Source organism: Zoogloea sp., from assembly GCF_017302315.1.
Classification (GTDB): domain Bacteria; phylum Pseudomonadota; class Gammaproteobacteria; order Burkholderiales; family Rhodocyclaceae; genus Zoogloea.
This window is the reverse complement of the sequence record NZ_JAFLDT010000045.1, coordinates 1-17,755: the sequence shown is the minus strand read 5'-3', so window position 1 is coordinate 17,755 and position 17,755 is coordinate 1. Positions and strand designations below refer to the sequence as shown.

Here is a 17,755-nt window from a genome sequence, read left to right as displayed (position 1 = left end):
CCCCTGGAGGGTGCCGTTCTTTTTTTCAGCACTCGGGTGCCCGCCGCCCGGATCTACTCGATCCCGGCCATCCCGGCCTCGGGGTAGCGCGCCCCGGCCACCTGCTCGGGGTGGAACAGGGCATCCAGTTCGGCGAGCTCCGCGGACGAGAGCACCAGATCCGCTGCAGCCATGTTCTCCGCCAGGCGATCCGGACAGCGCGTCCCCGGAATGGGAATCACATGGGGATGCTTCGCCAGCAGCCAGGCCAGGGCAATCTGGGCATTGCTTGCCCGATGCCGCGCCGCAAACGCTGTCAGCCCGTCCACCAGCCGGCGGTTGATTGCCGCCGCCCCCGCCTCGAAGCGGGGATTAACCCGCCGAAAATCGCCTTCGGCCAGCTCATCCAGCTTGAGGCGGCCCGTCAGGAAGGCGCGCCCCAGGGGACTATAGGCGATGAAGCTCGCACCCATTTCAGCGCAGGCCGCCAGCACGCCCTCCTCCGGCTCCCGGGACCACAGGGAATACTCGCTCTGCACGGCTGCCACCGGATGCACGGCATGGGCCCGCCGCAAGGTCTCGGCGGACACCTCCGACAGCCCGATCTGCCCCACCTTCCCCGCCTTGACCAGATCCCCCATGGCTCCGACCACATCCTCCAGCGGCACCTCGGGATCTCTACGATGGCAGAAATACAGGTCGATGTGCTCGACACCCAAACGGCGCAGGGATGCTTCGCACGCCGCCCGCACATACCCCGGCGAGTTGTCGATACGGCGCTCGTAGCATCCCGCTTCGCGAACGATGCCGAACTTGGTGGAAATGCGCACACGGGCTCGCCGGGCGGCCCCTCCATCGGCCAAAAAGCGACCGAGCAGACTTTCATTGTGGCCGAAGCCATAGGTATCCGCGGTATCGAAGAGCGACACCCCCAGCTCCACCGCCCGGGTGAGCGTCCGCAGAGAATCCCCGTCATCGCTCGCCCCATAGAACTCGCTCATGCCCATGCAGCCGAGGCCAATGGCCGACACCGCCACGCCGGCCTGCCCCAGGTATCGATGCTTCATGTTCCCATCCCTCATTGAACCGTGAAACCGCCATCCACCGTCAGTCCCTGCCCGCTCACGTGACTGGCCAGCCCCGACAGCAGGAACAGTACCGCCCCGGCGATTTCGTCCGGACGTCCTGCCCGCCCGGCCGGAAAGCCCGCACTGGCCATGCGCAGGCCCTCGAGGCTACCGAACCCGATCTCCGCCATGGGTGTTTCCACCGGCCCGGGGCACACCGCATTGACGCGAATGCCCAGCCGAAAATAGTCCAGGGCGGCACTACGGGTCAGCCCCAGCACCGCATGCTTGCTGGTGGTGTATGCGGCCATGCCGGGAAACGCAACCTGCGCCACGATGGAAGCAGTATTCACGATCGCCCCGCCCCCTGTTTCCAGCATCGCGGCAATCTCATGTTTCATCGCCCACAGCACACCGTACATGTTGGTCCGCATCACGCTCTCGAAGTCTGCTGTCTCAAGGGTGTGCAGCGGCCCCGCCGGGCCCAGCGCGCCGGCGTTGTTGAAGGCACCGTCGAGTCGGCCGAAGCGGGCCACGGTGGCGGCGACGGCAGCGCCAACCTCCGCCTCGACACCGACGTCCATTGCGAGCACCAGAGCCTCGCCCCCGGCTGCCTCGATCTGCCGCGCTAGCTCGGCACATGCATCGACGCGCCGCGCGGCAAGTGCCACCCGGGCGCCCGCCCTGCCAAGGGCCAGCGCGGTGGCGGCCCCGATGCCCGATGAGGCACCGGTGACGAGAATGGCCTTACCGGCCAGGTCCATGGATTCTGCAGTCATTGAGATTCTCCAGTCTGAAAGGCGGACAACGCAAAGCAGGCTACGCCGCCCCTACTCATGCAACAATCCACACGATCGACCATGGGTTATTGAGATGAATTCATCAATATGAATCGCAACCGCCTCACCGACCTGCAGGCCTTTGCCACCGTTGCCCGTTTGCGCAGTTTCCGTCGAGCGGCAACGGAGCTGGGTGTTTCGCCGTCGGCCCTCAGCCACAGCCTGCGGGGACTGGAAGGCCGTTTAGGTGTGAGGCTGCTCAATCGCAGCACCCGCAGCGTGGCCCCCACCGAGGCCGGGCAGCGCCTGCTTGACCGCCTCGCCCCGGCGCTGCTGGACATCGACGGCGCCCTTGAAGCACTCAACGCCTTCCGGGACTCGCCGGTGGGCACACTGCGCTTCAATGCCCCGCGCCATGCTGCCGAGCATGTCCTGGCGCCCCTTGCCAACCGCTTCCTGCTCGCCAACCCGGGCATGCGCCTGGAGATCGTGGCTGATGACGCCTTTGTGGACATCATTCAGGGCGGCTTTGACGCCGGCGTGCGTTTTGGGGAAAGCCTGGATCGGGACATGGTGGCCATCCCCCTGGGGCCGCCCCAGCGTTTTGTGGTAGTCGGTGCGCCCACCTACCTGGTCCAGGCAGGCCGTCCATCCACCCCCCATGAACTAGGCCGGCATCGCTGCATCGGGATTCGCTTCCCGAGTGGGGCGCGATATCGGTGGGAGTTCGAAAGAGCGGGAGAAAAACTGGAGGTGGACGTCAGCGGCCCCCTTGATGTGGGAGAAATGCCGCTGATGCTTCGCGCTGCCGAAGACAGCCTGGGCCTGGCCTATGTTTATGAGGAAACCGCGCGAGCCAGCCTGGCAGCCGGCCGGCTTGAAACCGTGCTGGACGACTGGCGTCCGACGGAAGCCGGCTTCTTCCTGTATTACCCCAGCCGCCGTCTGCCTTCGGCAGGGCTGCAGAAATTCATCGAACTGGTAAAGGAAAGCCGCGTCGAGCGTACGGGAACCACCCCGAGGGCGTCAGGCTGAGGCCAGCGCCTCCAGCACCGATACTTCGGCACCGACGATTCTCACCCGCTTACTCCTGGATGTTTCACCGCTGAGCAGCGAGACCGCGGATTTCGGCACACCACACACCTTGGCCAGAAAGGCCAGCAGCGCGGCATTGGCCTTGCCGTCCACGGGCGGCGCAGCAAGCCGGATCTTCAAGGCATCGCCGTGAAGACCTGCCACCTCGGTCTTTCGGGCACCGGGCTGAATGTGTAGCATCAGGACCACGCTGCCATCCCCGGCCTGCACCATCCAGCCCATTTGGAGTCAGGCCAGGCCCACGAGCATGTACTTGCCCATCGCCAACGCACTAAGGAGCACCTGAAGCACCAGCAACAGGGCGATCGGCGTCAGATCGACACCACCGACCAGCGGAATCACCCGCCGGAAAGGGCGGAGGAAGGGCTCGGCCAAGGCGTTGATCAGGCCTGCCATCGGCGCGTGGGGATTGACCCAGGACAGCACCGCCGACATCAGTACCACCCCCATCAGCAGATACAGAGCGACCTTCACGGTTTCGAGCAGGCCCACCCCCCACATCACCACCAGCATGCTCAGCGGATCTGCCACACCGATGATCCCGCGCACCCCGAGAGCCACAAAGACGACCAGCACCTGCACCACCCAGGCCGGCAGCAGGCTGGCCAGATCAAGCCCGCCCAGGCCCGGGATGAAGCGGCGCAGGGGCAACACCAGCCAATCGGTGGTTGCCACCACGAACTGACCAATGGGGTTGCGAAAGGAAATCCGTTGCCACTGCATCACGAAACGGGCCAACAGAACACCGGAGAGAAGCCCGCCAAGGGTCTCGACAACGGTCAGGAAAAGGCTCGCGAGCATGCCGCCCCCCTTCAGTCGCGGCCGAGCTGATCGCCCAGCTCGCGGCCACGGGCTTCTGCAGCACGCACCGCCCGCTCCACGACGGCGGGAAAGCCGTCGGCAGCAAAAGATGCCAATGCCGCTGCGGTGGTCCCCCCTTTGGAGGTGACCCTCTCCCGCAGCACCGCCGGAGACTCATCACTGGCCGCAGCCAGCCGTGCCGCACCGAGCACCGTATCGATGGCCAACTTGCGGGCCGTTGCTCCATCAAAGCCCATGGACTCACCGGCAGCCTGCAGACACTCGATAAAATGAAACACGTAGGCAGGGCCACTCCCGGACACGGCGGTCACGCTATCGATCTGCGCCTCGTCGGCAACCCATACCGTGCTGCCCACGGCAGACAGCACCTTATCGGCGGCCTCACGCCCCGCCGCGCTGACGGCGGCGTTGGCAAACAGCCCGGTGATACCGGCACCGATCAGCGCGGGCGTATTGGGCATGGCCCGTACCAGGCCATCGTATCCGCCCAACCAGCGGCCGATGTCCGCCAGACGCAGCCCGGCTGCGATGCTCACCACGACCTGTGACGCCAGGCGCCCGGCCATGGGCGCCACCGCGTCCCTGAGTTGCTGGGGCTTGACCGCCAGTACCAGCACATCACAGTCCAGGGATGCATCGTCGATGGACGCCACGACCCGCACTCCGAAACCCGCCTCGAGCCTTGCCCGACCTTCTGCGGAGAGCTCGACCACCTGTAACTCCGCCGCCTTGAAGCCCTGCTTAAGCATGCCGCCAATCAGGGCCGCGGCCATATTGCCGCCCCCCAGGAAGGTGATTTTCATCGATTTATTTCCAAGATCATGGATGGATAAGGAGAGAGGTCAGGCCCGCGACCCAAAGATCGCAGTGCCCACTCGGACTATCGTTGCCCCTTCGGCAATGGCCGCCTCGAGGTCATCGGACATGCCCATGGAGAGGGTATCAAGGCTCATCCCGCCGTTGTTGAGCGCATCCCGCAGGTGACGCAGGCTCGCAAAACGCGCACGCTGCACCGCCACATCAGGGCTCGGCTCGGGAATGGTCATCAGACCCCGCAGCGTAAGCCGGGGGAGTGCCGCCACGGCGCGGGCAAGTTCCGGGAGCGCCTCCGGCGAAACGCCGCTCTTGCTCTCTTCCCCGCTAACATTGACCTGGATGCACACCTGCAACGGCGGCAAGTGAACATCCCGCTGCTCGGACAGACGCTGGGCGATCCGGATACGGTCGACGGAATGCACCCATGAAAAGGCATTCGCCACGGGGCGCGTCTTGTTGCCCTGCAGGGGGCCGATGAAATGCCACTCCAGCCCCAGATCGGAAAGGGCTTCGATCTTGCCAACAGCTTCCTGCACGTAACTTTCGCCAAAAGCCATCTGACCGCCCGCTACGGCGTCACGCAGGCTTTCGATGGGCCACGTCTTGCTGACGGCGAGAAGACGTACCTCCGCGGGATCACGGCCCGCTTCGACGGCAGCACGCGCAATGCGCGCAGAAAGGATTTGAAGGCGGGCAGATATGCCTGATTTATAATCTTCCAAAGCTCTAATCTGGGCAGTCGGTGCCGTTGAGTATAGCATCGGCTCCGAGCCCGAATTTCGCCCGACAATCCCAGCCCTGCCGCGAGCCCCCACGATGGATATCACCGAACTGCTGGCCTTTACGGTCAAGAACAAGGCGTCCGACCTTCATGTTTCCGCGGGCCTGCCGCCGATGATCCGGGTACACGGCGACGTGCGCCGGATCAACCTGCCCGCCCTGGCCCACAAGGACGTCCATGGCATGGTGTACGACATCATGAACGACGCCCAGCGCAAGCAGTACGAAGAGTTTCTCGAAACCGACTTCTCCTTCGAAATCCCCAACCTGGCACGATTCCGGGTCAATGCCTTCAATCAGAACCGTGGCGCAGCTGCAGTGTTCCGGGTTATTCCCTCCAAGGTGATGACTCTTGAAGAGCTGAACTGCCCGAAGATCTTCAAAGAGATCGCCAATCAACCCCGGGGCATCGTCCTCGTCACCGGCCCCACCGGCTCGGGCAAATCCACCACCCTCGCGGCGATGGTGGACTACGTCAATGAGAACGAATACGGCCACATCCTGACCATCGAGGATCCCATCGAATTCGTCCATGAATCCAAGCGTTGCCTGATCAACCAGCGTGAGGTCTCCCGCGACACCCAGTCCTTCAACGCGGCCCTGCGCTCCGCCCTGCGGGAAGATCCGGATGTGGTGCTGGTGGGTGAAATGCGTGACCTGGAAACCATCCGCCTGGCCCTCACGGCAGCCGAAACCGGCCACCTGGTCTTCGGCACGCTGCACACCTCGTCGGCCGCCAAGACCATCGACCGTATCGTCGACGTCTTCCCCGCCAACGAGAAGGACATGGTCCGGGCCATGATGTCCGAATCCCTGCGCGCAGTGATCTCGCAGACCCTGCTCAAGACCAAGGACGGCACCGGCCGGGTGGCAGCCCACGAGATCATGATCGGCACCCCCGCCATCCGTAACCTGATCCGTGAAAACAAGGTGGCACAGATGTATTCAGCCATCCAGACCGGACAGAACATCGGGATGCAGACCCTCGATCAGTGCCTGGCCGACATGGTCCGACGCAACATCGTGTCGGGTGCGGAAGCCCGCCTGCGCGCCCAGAACAAGGACAGCTTCCCCGCCTGAAGCCCGACAGACCCCATCAGACTGCCGGCGCGCTCCGGCAACAGGAAACCACCATGGAACGTGATCAGGCACTCAAGTTCATGCACGATCTCCTGCGGCTGATGCTGCAGAAGAACGGTTCGGATCTTTTCATCACCACCAACTTCCCGCCTGCCATCAAGATCGACGGCAAGATCGTCCCCCAGTCCAACCAGCAGCTCACCCACACCCACACCGCGGAACTGGCCAGGGTGATCATGAGCGATCGTCAGGCGCAGGAGTTCGAAGCCACCAAGGAGTGCAACTTCGCCATCTCCCCGCCGGGCATCGGGCGCTTCCGGGCCAATGCCTTCATCCAGCAGGGGCAGGTCGGGCTGGTGCTGCGGACCATCCCGCAAAAGATCCCGACCTTCGAGTCCCTGGGCCTTCCCCCGGTGCTGAAAGACATCACCATGTCCAAACGCGGGCTGGTGATCTTCGTCGGGGGCACGGGTACCGGCAAGACCACGTCCCTGGCAGCCATGGTGGATTACCGCAATGAAAAGTCATTCGGCCACATCATCACCATTGAAGATCCGATCGAGTTCGTGCATAGCCACAAGAACTGCATCGTCACCCAGCGGGAAGTCGGCATCGACACCGATTCATGGGAGCCCGCCCTCAAGAACACCCTGCGCCAAGCACCGGATGTGATCCTGATGGGTGAGATCCGCGACCGGGAGACCATGGACTACGCCATCGCCTTTGCGGAAACCGGCCACCTGTGCCTGGCCACCCTGCACGCCAACAGCGCCAACCAGGCCATCGACCGGATCATCAACTTCTTCCCCGACGAGCGACGCCATCAGTTGCTGATGGATCTCTCCCTCAACCTGCGCGCCCTCATCTCCCAGCGCCTGCTCCCCATGTGTGACCGCAAGGGCCGGGTACCCGCCGTCGAGGTAATGCTCAACTCACCACTGATCTCCGACCTCATCTTCAAGGGTGAGATCCCGGGCATCAAGGACGTCATGAAGCGCTCCTCCGAGTTGGGCATGCAGACCTTCGACCAGAGCCTTTTCGATCTTTATGAAAAGGGCATGATCACCTATGAGGATGCCCTGCGCAACGCCGACTCGATGAACGATCTGCGTCTGCAGATCAAGCTCAAGAGCCGCCGGGGCGACAAGGATATGCTCTCCGGCATCCAGAACCTCGACATCGTGTGAACGATGGCATAAAGCTACTGCGCGCTCCGATCCTGCGGCTGCGATGCTCGCCGTACTCGAGTACGGCTGCGCTTCTCGTCGCAGCCTCGAAGCGCTCGCTACGCTTTCTGCCACCGTTCGGCGTGCCCGGTTAAAAGGGCTCGCTGCGCTCCCCCCTCAATCGTTCAGATCGTCGTTGTCCGAGGGTTTGGGTTTGCGGGCTGAGCCGGCGACCATCTGGTATTCAAAAAGGCGGCACTCGATGGCGCCGTTGAAGAGCGGGGTACGTTTGCTGGCCTTGAGGCGGACGCCTTTGGGCAGGGCCGGATCGCCGCTGAAGAAGTAGCAGCGCCAGCCTGTCCAATGGGCCTTCAGGGCGTCGCCGAGTTTCGGGTAGAAGGCCTCCAGCTCTGCCGTATCCGACAGCCGCACACCGTAGGGCGGGTTGGCGATCAACACGCCGGACGCGGCCGGTGCCTGCAGATCCAACAGATCCCCGCGCCCCACCTCGACGCAACCCTCCAGACCGGCACTGCGCAGGTTCACGATGGTCTTGCGCTGCTGGGCTTCCAGGATGTCGGAGCCATAGATCGCCAGCTTGCGGGGCGCCTGGCGGCGGGCCTCGGCGGCCTGGCGGATGGGCAGCCAGACATCCCTTTCATAGGGTTTGAAGCGCTCGAAGGCAAAATGGCGGCCCAGGCCCGGGGCCACATCGAGGGCCATCTGGGCTGCTTCAATCAGGAAAGTGCCGCTACCGCACATGGGATCGCACAGGGCCTCCTCGCCCGGCTTCCAGCCGGTCAGACGCAGAATGCCGGCCGCCAGGTTCTCCTTCAGGGGCGCCTCCACCGCGGCCTGCTTGAAGCCGCGTTTGTAGAGGGCATCGCCCGAGGTATCCAGATAGAGCGTGACGGTATCGGCCGACAGGAAGGCGTGGATGCGCATGTCGGGCGACTGGGTATCCACGTCCGGGCGCCGCCCGGCAACGGTGCGGAAGTGATCGCATACGGCGTCCTTGATACGCAGGGTGGCGAACTCCAGGCTGCGCAGGGGCGATTTGTGTGCCACCACAAAGACCCGGATGGTCTGGTCGGGCGTGAACCAGTGGGCCCAGGTGGGCGCGTAGGCGATCCGGTAGATGTCCTCCTCGCTGCGGTAGCGGCCCATGGTGATCTGCCACAGCACACGGGTGGCGATGCGGCTTTCAAGGTTGACCCGGTAGCACAGGGGCCACTCGCCGACGAAATGCACACCGCCGGGAACGACCTTGGGATCGCTGGCACCGAGAGCCTTCAGCTCCTCGGCGAGAAGCGGCTCGAGGCCGCGGGGACAGGGCGAAAAGAAGTTCAAGGCAGACGTCCGGAATAAGGGATCAGAAAGGCTTAAGCACCACGAGAAACACCACTGCGAACAACACCAGCACCGGCACCTCATTGAAGAAGCGGTACCACACATGGCTGCGGGTATTGCGCCCTTCGGCAAAGGCACGCATCAGACGCCCGCAATACAGGTGATAAACGATGAGGAAGGTGACCAACGCGGTCTTGGCATGCAGCCAGCCGCCGCTCAGGCCGAAGCCGAACCACAGCCACATGCCCAGGATCACCGCCAGGATGCCCAGGGGCGTCATGAAGCGATACAGCTTGTGCTCCATCAGGGCCAGACGCTGCAGGGTGGCGGTGTCGGTGACCATGGCGTGATTGACAAACAGACGCGGCAGATAGAACAGGCCGGCGAACCAGCTGGTGACAAAGATGATGTGCAGGGCCTTGATGCTGAGGTAAAGCATGATGTGGGACTCGATTCAGGTTTCAGGAAGCAGTGGGCAACATGGCCGCGAGGGCGTCGGCCACGGTCGGATGGCGCAGGCCGACGCGGAACTCCCGCTTGATGCGGCCATTCATCAAGCGTCGCGACTCGGACATGAAGGAAAGCGTCATGGGTGACAGACGGCCCGCCAGTTCGGCCCGTGGCAAACGGGGCGGCCGGGGCAGACCGCAGGCATCGGCCACCAGATCAAAGTAATCCCCCATGCGCATCGTGCTGTCGTCGGTGGCGTTATAGGCCCGATTGGGCCGACCGCGGAACAGGGCCAGGGCCGACAGGCGGGCCAGGTCATCCGCATGGATGTGATTGGTGAAGACGTCGTCCTCGGCCACCAGGACGGGATCCCCCTTAAGCAGCCGGGCCCGTGGAAGGCGGGCCTCCGTATCGTAGATCCCGGGCGCCCGCAGAATGCTGACGCGGCAGCCGGTGCGCATGCCAAAACGGCGCAGATGCGCCTCCGCCGCCACCCGCCGCCCTGCCCGGGCCGAATCCGGACGCAGGGGCCACGTCTCGTCCAGCCAGGCACCACCGCAATCGCCGTAGACGCCAGTGGTACTTATGTAGCTTATCCGTCGTGGTAGACTCCCGCGACGCGTCAGAGCAGCCAGAAGGCGCCGGGTGCGCGGGTCATCGGTACCCACCGCGGGTGGTGGCGCGCAGTGCAGCACGTAGTCGGCAATGCCGGCGAGACGCAGGAGGGTGTCGGGCAAATCGAGGTCGGCAACAAGGGGCGTGGCACCCAGCGTTCGCAGTGCAGCACACTCCTCGGCCCGCCTTGTCACGGCCGTCACGCGAAAGCGCACTGCCAGCCAGGGAATGATCCGGCGGGCCACGTCACCACTACCGACAATCAGCACCTGCTTCATTTTTCGACGTTTCATCCTTCGATTATCTCACGGCCACCCATCATGTCGTTCCAGGTCACCCTCCAACCCAGCGGCCTCCATTTTGAAGCCGGCAGTGAAGACACCATTCTCGCCTCTGCCCTGGCCAAGGGCCTGCTCCTTCCCTATAGCTGCCGTGACGGGGCCTGCGGTGTATGCAAGAGCAAGATCGTGTCGGGCCATGTGGATCAGGGCCGTTACTCCGAATCGACCCTCACCGCGGCCGACCGCGATGCCGGTATGGCCCTGCTGTGTTGCGCGACACCGCGTTCCGACCTGGTCATCGAAGTGCGTCAGGTCAGCCGCGCCGGGGACATTCCGGTCAAGAAACTGCCCTGCCGGGTGCAGAAACTGACCCGCATCGGTGCCGACGTGATCGTCCTCGAGATCAAGCTGCCGGCCAGTGAGAAGTTCCAGTTCGTGGCCGGCCAGTACATCGACTTCCTTCTCGCCGACGGCAAACGCCGCAGCTTCTCGATTGCCAACGCCCCCACGGGTGCCGACCACCTTGAACTGCACATCCGGCTTGTCCCCGGTGGCCAATTCACCACCCATGTGTTCGAAAAGCTCAAGGAAAAGGACATCCTGCGTTTCGAAGGCCCCTTGGGCAGCTTCCGCCTGCGCGAAGACTCCGTCCGCCCCGTCATTCTGCTGGCGGGCGGCACCGGTTTTGCCCCGATCAAGAGCATCGTCGAGAACGCCATCGCCACCGGTCTGAAACGCCCCATGACCCTCTACTGGGGCAGCCGCGACCTGGCCGGCCTCTATCAGTTCGACATCGCTCGTGGCTGGGAAGCGCGCTTGCCTGGCTTCCAGTTCGTACCGGTGCTTTCCGACGCCCCGGCCAGTGATGGCTGGACGGGCCGCAGCGGTTTCGCTCATCATGCCCTCATGGCCGATTTGCCCGATCTTTCCGGCCATGAGGTCTACGCCTGCGGCTCGCCAGCAATGATCGAAGCCGCCCGAGCGGATCTCACCGGGCGCTGTGGCCTGCCACCGGAGGCGTTTTTTGCCGACGCCTTCAGCTACTCGAACGACGCCCGAGCCGCCTGAGCTCCACACCGGAACCCTGCGCCCATGAGCAATGCCGCCCTGATCACCCGCGAACCGGTCATCAACAAACAACACAAGATCACTGCCAACCGGCTGATCGTGCATGCGGCGTCGGTTTCCCAGGCCGTGGAGGCCCTGGACGGTCTGGCCGACGTATGGCCGGCCACCCATCCGGTCTTCATCAGCCTCTACAAGCTGGTGCCGACACCGGATCTGCTGAACTGGATCGCGCCCGCAAACGCCATGATCGAGATCCCGGTCCAGTCCATCGCCCACCCGCTCACCCTGTCGCTCATCCCGCAGCTCCAGGCTGCCGGCATCAGCCTCAATCTGACCTGGTATCAGCACGACACCGTGCTGCCCGCCAACGTACCCTGGCGCTTCGTGATCATCGACGCCAAACGTCAGACCCTGCCGGCCGATCCGCCCGGCCTGGCCCTGGCCTGGGGCCTGTCGGACGTACCTGATTTCCGCAATGCCATCATCCAGGGCTACGACGGTGCCTCAGGGTGGTTCTTCCTGCGTGGCGTCACGGGCAACGGCAAGCTGGCGCCCTCCCACGCCCAGATCGTGCGTTTGATGAATCTGGTACGCCGCAACGCTGAAGTGAAGGAAATCGAGACTGTCCTCAAGCAGGACGTGGCACTGTCCTACAAGTTGCTCAGATACATCAATTCAGCCGGTTTCGGACTGATGTGCGAGATCCAGTCCTTCCGCCATGCGGTCACCATCCTGGGCTACGAGAAGCTCAACAAGTGGCTTTCCGTCCTGCTCGTCTCGGCCAGTCGCGACCCCGCCGCCCCGGCGCTGATGCAGACCGCCATCGCCCGCGGACGATTCATGGAGAAGATCGGTGCCACTTTCTTCGACAAGGGCGAGCTGGACAACCTCTTCATCACCGGCGCCTTCTCCATGCTTCACCTCCTCCTCGGGGCAAGCCTGCAGGCAGCGCTCGAGGAGATGCACCTTCCCGGCCCCATTGCCGACGCCCTGCTGACCGGTGACGGCGTGTACGCGCCATTCCTGAAACTGGCCAGGGCCCTCGAGAGCTTCGACGACAAGAGCCTCGCTACCCTCGCCTCGGATCTGCACATTTCGAGCGAACAAATCAACCGGGCGCATCTCGAAGCCCTGGCCTTCGCCGACAGCCTCCAGTTCGGCTAGCGGCCCCGGGGGCCTGGCCGGGATCAACGATCGGAACGCCGGGCACCCGCTGCGGCATTGCTGGTCATGCCTGTGATTGCGAACTGAGTCACGATTGGCGTTGCACTGCCGGCCTTTCGCAAACTTATGTCACAGTTGGGTACGGGGGGGGCACGGTTAGAATCCAAAGCACAAGATCTGCGAAATATGTGCATCCTTCATGCAAACCACTCGAACCTCCCTGTTGCGACGCCCTGCTGTGGTGCCCACCATACGCCTGCCCGGCCTGCGCGAGACCGCCACGGCCCTTCTGCGGGTGCTTTCCGGCGGAGCCCCTTCTGCGAGAGAGGCGGCACGCATCATCACGCTCGATCCGGTGCTGGTGTTCGAACTGCTGCAGACCGCCCCCCTCGAAAAGCATGAGTCAGCCTCCCTGCTGGAAGCCATCGCTCAACGTGTCGACAATACCGACGCCGGTCTTCTCCAGGCCTGGGCCTTGCGGCATATCGTTCAGCAAGCCCAGCATCGGGTCGACATCGGCGTCCACCGCCACCACTGCCTGCACAGCCAGTTCGTTGCGGAACTCTCTTCACAGATTGCCCGCGAGTCCGGCTATGTGTCTCCTGACGAGGCCTATTCGGCCGGCCTTCTCCACGACATCGGCTTGCTGTGGCTGATCGAATATGCGGACGATTACCTTCAAATGCTGGCGGACATCCCCGATGAACGCACCCTGACGGCCAGCGAACTGGAACGTTTCAACGAGGATCACGCAGAGATTTCCTCCATCCTGGCGAGCCGCTGCGGCCTGCCCGCCGGGATTTCCGACGCCATTGCCCTGCATCAGGCCGAGGCGGCCAGCCTCGTCACCGCCCACCCCCTGGTTCGCATTACGGCCGCCGCCGAAGAGCTTGCCAACTACCGGACGACCCAGGCGCCGCTCAGCCTCGAGAATGCCTGCCGCCTCACCCGGCTGGATGGATCGATTCTCGTCAGCCTGCTGGCCGACACCACCCGCACGATTCAGGATCGGGCTGGCGCGCTCGGTCTTCCGGTCGAAACCGCCATGCTCTCACGCCCCTGGGGCCCTGCGGGCAACGCTGCCGCCAGTCCGGGAGGTATCGACTCCGGCATCGCCCGCGCAGCGCTCGGTGCCTTTGCCCGAAGCAGTTTCGGCAGGGGCAGCTCGGCCTGGACGGACTTCAGCCTCGCCTCCCGGCTTCTACTCGGACTTGACGCCCCGGTATTGTTCATCAAACCCCTTGAAGGCGGTGATCTGACCGGAGCCGCCAACCCTGCCCATCCGGGCTTGAACCAGATCAGCATCGCCATCGACGACCCCAACAGTGTCATCGCCGAGGCCTATCGGGACAACGTCGAGACCCGCTTTCAGGCCTCCCCCCGCCCGCCCGGGCGCTGCGCGGCCGATTGGCAGTTGGCCCGCTGGCTGGCCAGCGACGGTCTGCTGTGCGTACCCTGGAACAACGGTCTTGAATCGGGTGTGGCGGTATTTCCCTGCCCCAGCAACGAGAATGCGGGCGACGAGACTGACCACAACCTGCGCAGGCTCCTCACCGATGCCGCGACGGTGCGTATCTCCGAACGGAACTCTGAAGAGCGCATGCGTCGCGAGGTGGAGGAAACCGTCGGCCGCCGCTATGTCGATCACGCCCGGCGCATCGCCCATGAGGCCAGCAATCCACTGACCGTCATCAAGACCTACCTCGGAATCATCGACGAGAAGGTCGAAGATGCGACCCTCAAGGAGCAACTCAACCTTCTCAGCGACGAACTCGACCGGGTTGGCGCTCTGATCCGCAAGACCAGCGACTTCACCGGTACGCTTCCGGCAGGTCCGGCTCACAGTGGCGTCGCCGAGATCCTCCACGATCTGCGAGCCCTCTACGGAGAAGCCCTGTTCGCTCGCCGGGGCATACACTTCGAACTGCACACCTCACCCAATCTGCCGGCTGCAGCCATTCCGCCGGACGCGCTCAAGCAGGTGCTCCTGAACCTCTACAAGAACGCGGCCGAAGCAATCCCGGAAGGCGGCAAACTCACCGTCTCGGCGGTGGCCGGCATCAACGCCAACGGCAGTCCGTGCCTGGAGATCCGGGTGGTGGACAATGGCCCGGGGATGCCCGCGGAACGTGTACAGACCCTCTTCGCCGGGGGGCCGAGAAACAGCACCAAACCCGGGGGAGGCGTGGGCCTCGCGGTGGTACGCGACCTCGTCACAACTAACGGAGGTACCATCCTGTGCCGCAGCCAGCTTGGCTCCGGAACGGTATTCCAAATCTTCATGCCGCTGGCGGCGTAGGTATGATTTAGTGCATGATTGGGCTGCAGAACACTAGACCCACATCAGGGAGTCACAATGCTCATCCCCTGGAAAGGGCAACCCTTCCCACCGGAGGGGCAGCGGCGTGCAACAGCCGAGGCTCTTGTCCGCATCCTGGTCATCGACGACGAACCGTCCCTCGCACGCTCCATCACCGCTCTCCTGCAAGCGGACGACCGACTGATCGAGGAGTGCGGTACCGTTGCCGAAGCACTTGCACGCCTCAATGCAGCCGCCTATGACCTGATCGTCCTGGACTACCGCCTGCCGGATGCCTCTGGCCTGGCGGTGATGGACTGGCTGCTCAGCCATGACCGCCGTGAATCGGTGATCATGATCAGCGCCGAACAGTCCGTCGAAGCCGCTGTCGGCGCCCTGCGGCGCGGAGCGGCCGACTTCCTCATCAAACCCTACAGCGCCGAACAGTTACGCCGCTCGGTCGCAAAAACCCTTGCCAAGCGCCAGACTGAACGCAGCCGGCGGCAGACCCGGCAACGCCTGGAATCCTCCGAGCAGATGCATCGCTATCTGGTCGAAAACTCCCTCGACCTGATCTACACCCTTGATGCCGACGGTCGCTTCAGCTACCTGAACCAGCGCATCGAGTCGCTCCTCGGTCACCCACGCAGCGCCTTGCTCGGCAAGCACTTTTCCGAGATCGTCTATCCCGAGGATCTCGAACGGGCACGCTTCTCGTTCAATGAACGGCGGACCGGCCCGCGGGCCACCAGCAATCTGGCGCTACGTCTCACCCGCAACCCGTTCGGCAATGTGGAAAGCGACGAGCATGGCCCGGTCAGTATCGTGCTCAACGCCATGGGGATCTACAACCGTACCGATTCCCGCGCTGCAATCCACTACGCCGGAACCTACGGTGCTGCGCGGAGCCTGCCGGGCTACCGACTCCACGAGCAGGGTCATGGCGACCACTGCTTCCACGACCCGCTCACCCATCTCCCCAACCGTGACCTGTTCTGCGACCGCCTGAACTTGTCCATCGCCCAGGCCAAACGGCGCAAGACCCATATCGCCGTCATGTTCATCGACATGGACCGCTTCAAGCTGGTGAACGACACCTACGGACAGGGTGAAGGGGACACCCTGTTGCGGGCCGTGGCCACACGCCTGCGGCAATGCCTGCGCAAGGGCGACTCCCTGACCCGCCACGGATCCGACGAGTTTCTCGTCCTGCTCCCCGACGTGGGCACCAAGGCCGACGCCACAGCCATTGCGGACAAGATCCTGCAGGCCTTCCGCAACCCTTTCCCGGTTGTCGACGGAGAATTCACCGCCACCATCAGCCTCGGTGCAGCTCTTCACCCGGAGGACGGAGACAGCGCCGACGACCTGATCCAGCACGCCAGTGTGGCCATGCACCAGGTAAAGGGAAGCGGCGGCAACGCCTTCAGCTTCTTCTCTCCCGACATGCACGCCACTTATCGAGCGCGGATTTCCCTTGAAAAAGAGCTCCACCTGGCACTCGGCCGCAAGGAACTGGAACTGCATTACCAGCCCCTGATCAGCCTGTCCCGCGGCGCGATTACCGGCATGGAGGCACTGGTGCGCTGGCGCCACCCGGTCCACGGCGTGGTGGCCCCCTCCCGCTTCATCCAGATGGCCGAGGAAGCCGGGATCATTCACGAAATCACCCGTTGGGTGCTGGACACCGCCTGCGCCCAGTTTTCATCCTGGCGTCGTCGCTACCCCAACCTGCGCCTGTCCACCAACCTGTCCGCCCGGGACTTCGACCACTCGGATCTCGACGATGTTGTCTCCCGCGTCCTGGCGCGCTACGGCCTGCCCGCTGACAGCCTTGAAGTGGAGATCACAGAAAGATTGCTCCTCGAACAGGATGACAAGGTCTCACGACGCATGCAGAGCCTGCGGGAACTCGGCATCGGTATCGCCATTGACGACTTCGGCACCGGCTATTCGTCCCTCGCCTATCTGCGCCGTTGCGGCGTGACGCGCCTCAAGATCGACCGGAGTTTTGTCCGGAACATCAAGAGCACCGAAGATCACCCCATCGTCAGCGCCATTGCAGGCATCGCCCGTGGCTTTGACATACGGCTCGCTGCCGAAGGCGTGGAGCGCGACGATCAGATGAACGCCCTTGAAACCCTCGGCTGCGACGAGATGCAGGGATTTCTCTTTTCCCGGCCCATCAGCGCCGAAGACGCCACCCGGATCCTCCAGGACTTCCGGCTCCCCGGGGCGGTTCCGCCGCCGGCCCCCGCTCTCACCCCCTGATTTTCCTGCCGCCACCAACAACCGTCACACTCGGCCGCTAGATTGGCATCCAATCGAATCCCTGTGGAGACCGCCATGGAAATCTTCCGTCTCGTCCTGGCCCACCCCCAGCATCCGGAAAAGCCGCGTCTGGTTGCCGAACATCTCGATCCAGCCTGGCTAAAGCAGCGCGGCTACGAAATCGCACGCAACCTCGGCGATCAGGCGGCCATCTGGGCCACCGAAGCACCGGCGCAGAAACCGGTACTTGCATTGCGTTGCCGTACCGGTCACGCCCTCTCCATCATCGCGGCCTGACCACTGAGAGGGTGTGAAGAAATCGTAGCGAGCGGTTCGAGTTCGCCTCGAGAAGCGCAGCCGTACAAGGGTACGGTGAGCATCGCAGGGGCGAAATCGGATCGCGCAGCAGATTTATTCATACCCTCTGACCGCGGGGCTCAACGCCCCAGGGGCAGCAGCATGCCGGAATCGACCCCCTTTTCACGCAGGCGGGCCTGAGCAGCCAGCGCCTCACGCCGGTCCGCAAAGGGACCGACGATGAGTCGCCCCAGCTTTCCCGTGGAAGTATTATGCGTTGCTGGTGTATGAACATGCCTTTGGGAGCGGAAGTCATCATCATTAATGAAAAATCCCCTTTCAAGCGAAAGGGGATTTTTTATTTGTGGGATTATCG

The 17,755-nt window shown here is 63.7% G+C and carries 18 protein-coding genes; 8 read left to right on the top strand and 10 right to left on the bottom strand.

Features of this window, described 5'->3' with window-relative positions; genetic code table 11:
- Positions 1-53: 53 nt before the first annotated feature.
- A complete protein-coding gene (locus J0L98_RS13775; RefSeq protein ID WP_296412343.1) occupies positions 54-1,046 on the bottom strand; it encodes an aldo/keto reductase in 993 nt (330 codons plus the stop codon).
- Between the two features lie 11 nt (positions 1,047-1,057).
- Positions 1,058-1,825 carry an SDR family oxidoreductase gene (locus tag J0L98_RS13770; protein ID WP_296412342.1) on the bottom strand — a complete coding sequence of 256 codons (768 nt, stop codon included), beginning with the start codon at positions 1,823-1,825 and terminating at the stop codon, positions 1,058-1,060.
- A gap of 108 nt (positions 1,826-1,933) precedes the next feature.
- Between J0L98_RS13770 and J0L98_RS13765 the strand changes: the two genes are divergently transcribed.
- Positions 1,934-2,860 (top strand): LysR family transcriptional regulator, encoded by a 927-nt coding sequence (locus J0L98_RS13765; RefSeq protein ID WP_296412341.1) that lies wholly within the window; start codon positions 1,934-1,936, stop codon positions 2,858-2,860.
- On the opposite strand, the gene J0L98_RS13760 is transcribed toward J0L98_RS13765, so the two are convergent.
- The 4 genes from J0L98_RS13760 to J0L98_RS13745 are packed head-to-tail and all read right to left on the bottom strand — an operon-like array spanning position 2,852 to position 5,319.
- Entirely contained in the window at positions 2,852-3,142 is a 291-nt protein-coding gene (locus J0L98_RS13760) for a DUF167 family protein (RefSeq protein ID WP_296412340.1), read from the bottom strand. The two genes, J0L98_RS13765 and J0L98_RS13760, sit on opposite strands and share 9 nt — an antisense overlap.
- 6 nt (positions 3,143-3,148) lie before the next feature.
- The gene (locus J0L98_RS13755; RefSeq protein ID WP_296412339.1) at positions 3,149-3,721 is read right to left on the bottom strand and encodes a YggT family protein; all 573 of its coding nucleotides are present in this window, start codon (positions 3,719-3,721) and stop codon (positions 3,149-3,151) included.
- Positions 3,722-3,732: 11 nt separating this feature from the next.
- Positions 3,733-4,545, bottom strand: a complete 813-nt coding sequence (proC, locus tag J0L98_RS13750) for a pyrroline-5-carboxylate reductase (RefSeq protein WP_296401997.1) — start codon at positions 4,543-4,545, stop codon at positions 3,733-3,735.
- Positions 4,546-4,584: 39 nt separating this feature from the next.
- Positions 4,585-5,319 carry a YggS family pyridoxal phosphate-dependent enzyme gene (locus J0L98_RS13745; protein WP_296412338.1) on the bottom strand — a complete coding sequence of 245 codons (735 nt, stop codon included), beginning with the start codon at positions 5,317-5,319 and terminating at the stop codon, positions 4,585-4,587.
- Between the two features lie 55 nt (positions 5,320-5,374).
- On the opposite strand from J0L98_RS13745, the gene J0L98_RS13740 reads away from it, so the two are divergent.
- Entirely contained in the window at positions 5,375-6,418 is a 1,044-nt protein-coding gene (locus J0L98_RS13740; protein ID WP_296412337.1) for a type IV pilus twitching motility protein PilT, read from the top strand.
- 53 nt (positions 6,419-6,471) lie between these two features.
- Positions 6,472-7,605 carry a PilT/PilU family type 4a pilus ATPase gene (locus J0L98_RS13735; protein ID WP_296412336.1) on the top strand — a complete coding sequence of 378 codons (1,134 nt, stop codon included), beginning with the start codon at positions 6,472-6,474 and terminating at the stop codon, positions 7,603-7,605.
- A gap of 156 nt (positions 7,606-7,761) precedes the next feature.
- Here the strand turns inward: J0L98_RS13735 and J0L98_RS13730 are convergent, their stop codons facing one another.
- The 3 genes from J0L98_RS13730 to J0L98_RS13720 are packed head-to-tail and all read right to left on the bottom strand — an operon-like array spanning position 7,762 to position 10,277.
- The gene (locus J0L98_RS13730) at positions 7,762-8,934 is read right to left on the bottom strand and encodes a THUMP domain-containing protein (protein ID WP_296412335.1); all 1,173 of its coding nucleotides are present in this window, start codon (positions 8,932-8,934) and stop codon (positions 7,762-7,764) included.
- 22 nt (positions 8,935-8,956) lie between these two features.
- Positions 8,957-9,373, bottom strand: a complete 417-nt coding sequence (locus tag J0L98_RS13725) for a CopD family protein (protein WP_296412334.1) — start codon at positions 9,371-9,373, stop codon at positions 8,957-8,959.
- A 22-nt stretch (positions 9,374-9,395) separates the two neighbouring features.
- Positions 9,396-10,277 carry an SDR family oxidoreductase gene (locus J0L98_RS13720; protein WP_296412359.1) on the bottom strand — a complete coding sequence of 294 codons (882 nt, stop codon included), beginning with the start codon at positions 10,275-10,277 and terminating at the stop codon, positions 9,396-9,398.
- A gap of 42 nt (positions 10,278-10,319) precedes the next feature.
- On the opposite strand from J0L98_RS13720, the gene J0L98_RS13715 reads away from it, so the two are divergent.
- From J0L98_RS13715 to J0L98_RS13695, 5 genes are all read left to right on the top strand, one after another.
- Positions 10,320-11,348, top strand: coding sequence for a CDP-6-deoxy-delta-3,4-glucoseen reductase (locus J0L98_RS13715; RefSeq protein ID WP_296412333.1), 1,029 nt, complete (start codon positions 10,320-10,322; stop codon positions 11,346-11,348).
- 24 nt (positions 11,349-11,372) lie between these two features.
- Positions 11,373-12,512 carry an HDOD domain-containing protein gene (locus J0L98_RS13710; protein WP_296412332.1) on the top strand — a complete coding sequence of 380 codons (1,140 nt, stop codon included), beginning with the start codon at positions 11,373-11,375 and terminating at the stop codon, positions 12,510-12,512.
- A 199-nt stretch (positions 12,513-12,711) separates the two neighbouring features.
- Entirely contained in the window at positions 12,712-14,811 is a 2,100-nt protein-coding gene (locus J0L98_RS13705; protein ID WP_296412331.1) for an ATP-binding protein, read from the top strand.
- Between the two features lie 57 nt (positions 14,812-14,868).
- Positions 14,869-17,082, top strand: a complete 2,214-nt coding sequence (locus tag J0L98_RS13700; protein WP_296412330.1) for an EAL domain-containing protein — start codon at positions 14,869-14,871, stop codon at positions 17,080-17,082.
- 75 nt (positions 17,083-17,157) lie between these two features.
- The gene (locus J0L98_RS13695; RefSeq protein WP_296401987.1) at positions 17,158-17,379 is read left to right on the top strand and encodes a hypothetical protein; all 222 of its coding nucleotides are present in this window, start codon (positions 17,158-17,160) and stop codon (positions 17,377-17,379) included.
- 140 nt (positions 17,380-17,519) lie between these two features.
- Here J0L98_RS13695 and J0L98_RS13690 read toward each other — a convergent pair.
- Positions 17,520-17,755 (bottom strand): SPOR domain-containing protein (locus J0L98_RS13690; RefSeq protein WP_296412329.1); only part of this gene is annotated, 236 nt, incomplete at its 5' end.

Bases quoted from the DNA above. Each gene is read 5' to 3' on its own strand.
- J0L98_RS13775 (WP_296412343.1), bottom strand. From the start codon at position 1,046: ATGAAGCATCGATACCTGGGGCAGGCCGGCGTGGCGGTGTCGGCCATT.
- J0L98_RS13770 (WP_296412342.1), bottom strand. From the start codon at position 1,825: ATGACTGCAGAATCCATGGACCTGGCCGGTAAGGCCATTCTCGTCACC.
- J0L98_RS13765 (WP_296412341.1), top strand. From the start codon at position 1,934: ATGAATCGCAACCGCCTCACCGACCTGCAGGCCTTTGCCACCGTTGCC.
- J0L98_RS13760 (WP_296412340.1), bottom strand. From the start codon at position 3,142: ATGGGCTGGATGGTGCAGGCCGGGGATGGCAGCGTGGTCCTGATGCTA.
- J0L98_RS13755 (WP_296412339.1), bottom strand. From the start codon at position 3,721: ATGCTCGCGAGCCTTTTCCTGACCGTTGTCGAGACCCTTGGCGGGCTT.
- proC (WP_296401997.1), bottom strand. From the start codon at position 4,545: ATGAAAATCACCTTCCTGGGGGGCGGCAATATGGCCGCGGCCCTGATT.
- J0L98_RS13745 (WP_296412338.1), bottom strand. From the start codon at position 5,319: ATGCTATACTCAACGGCACCGACTGCCCAGATTAGAGCTTTGGAAGAT.
- J0L98_RS13740 (WP_296412337.1), top strand. From the start codon at position 5,375: ATGGATATCACCGAACTGCTGGCCTTTACGGTCAAGAACAAGGCGTCC.
- J0L98_RS13735 (WP_296412336.1), top strand. From the start codon at position 6,472: ATGGAACGTGATCAGGCACTCAAGTTCATGCACGATCTCCTGCGGCTG.
- J0L98_RS13725 (WP_296412334.1), bottom strand. From the start codon at position 9,373: ATGCTTTACCTCAGCATCAAGGCCCTGCACATCATCTTTGTCACCAGC.
- J0L98_RS13720 (WP_296412359.1), bottom strand. From the start codon at position 10,277: ATGAAGCAGGTGCTGATTGTCGGTAGTGGTGACGTGGCCCGCCGGATC.
- J0L98_RS13715 (WP_296412333.1), top strand. From the start codon at position 10,320: ATGTCGTTCCAGGTCACCCTCCAACCCAGCGGCCTCCATTTTGAAGCC.
- J0L98_RS13710 (WP_296412332.1), top strand. From the start codon at position 11,373: ATGAGCAATGCCGCCCTGATCACCCGCGAACCGGTCATCAACAAACAA.
- J0L98_RS13705 (WP_296412331.1), top strand. From the start codon at position 12,712: ATGCAAACCACTCGAACCTCCCTGTTGCGACGCCCTGCTGTGGTGCCC.
- J0L98_RS13700 (WP_296412330.1), top strand. From the start codon at position 14,869: ATGCTCATCCCCTGGAAAGGGCAACCCTTCCCACCGGAGGGGCAGCGG.
- J0L98_RS13695 (WP_296401987.1), top strand. From the start codon at position 17,158: ATGGAAATCTTCCGTCTCGTCCTGGCCCACCCCCAGCATCCGGAAAAG.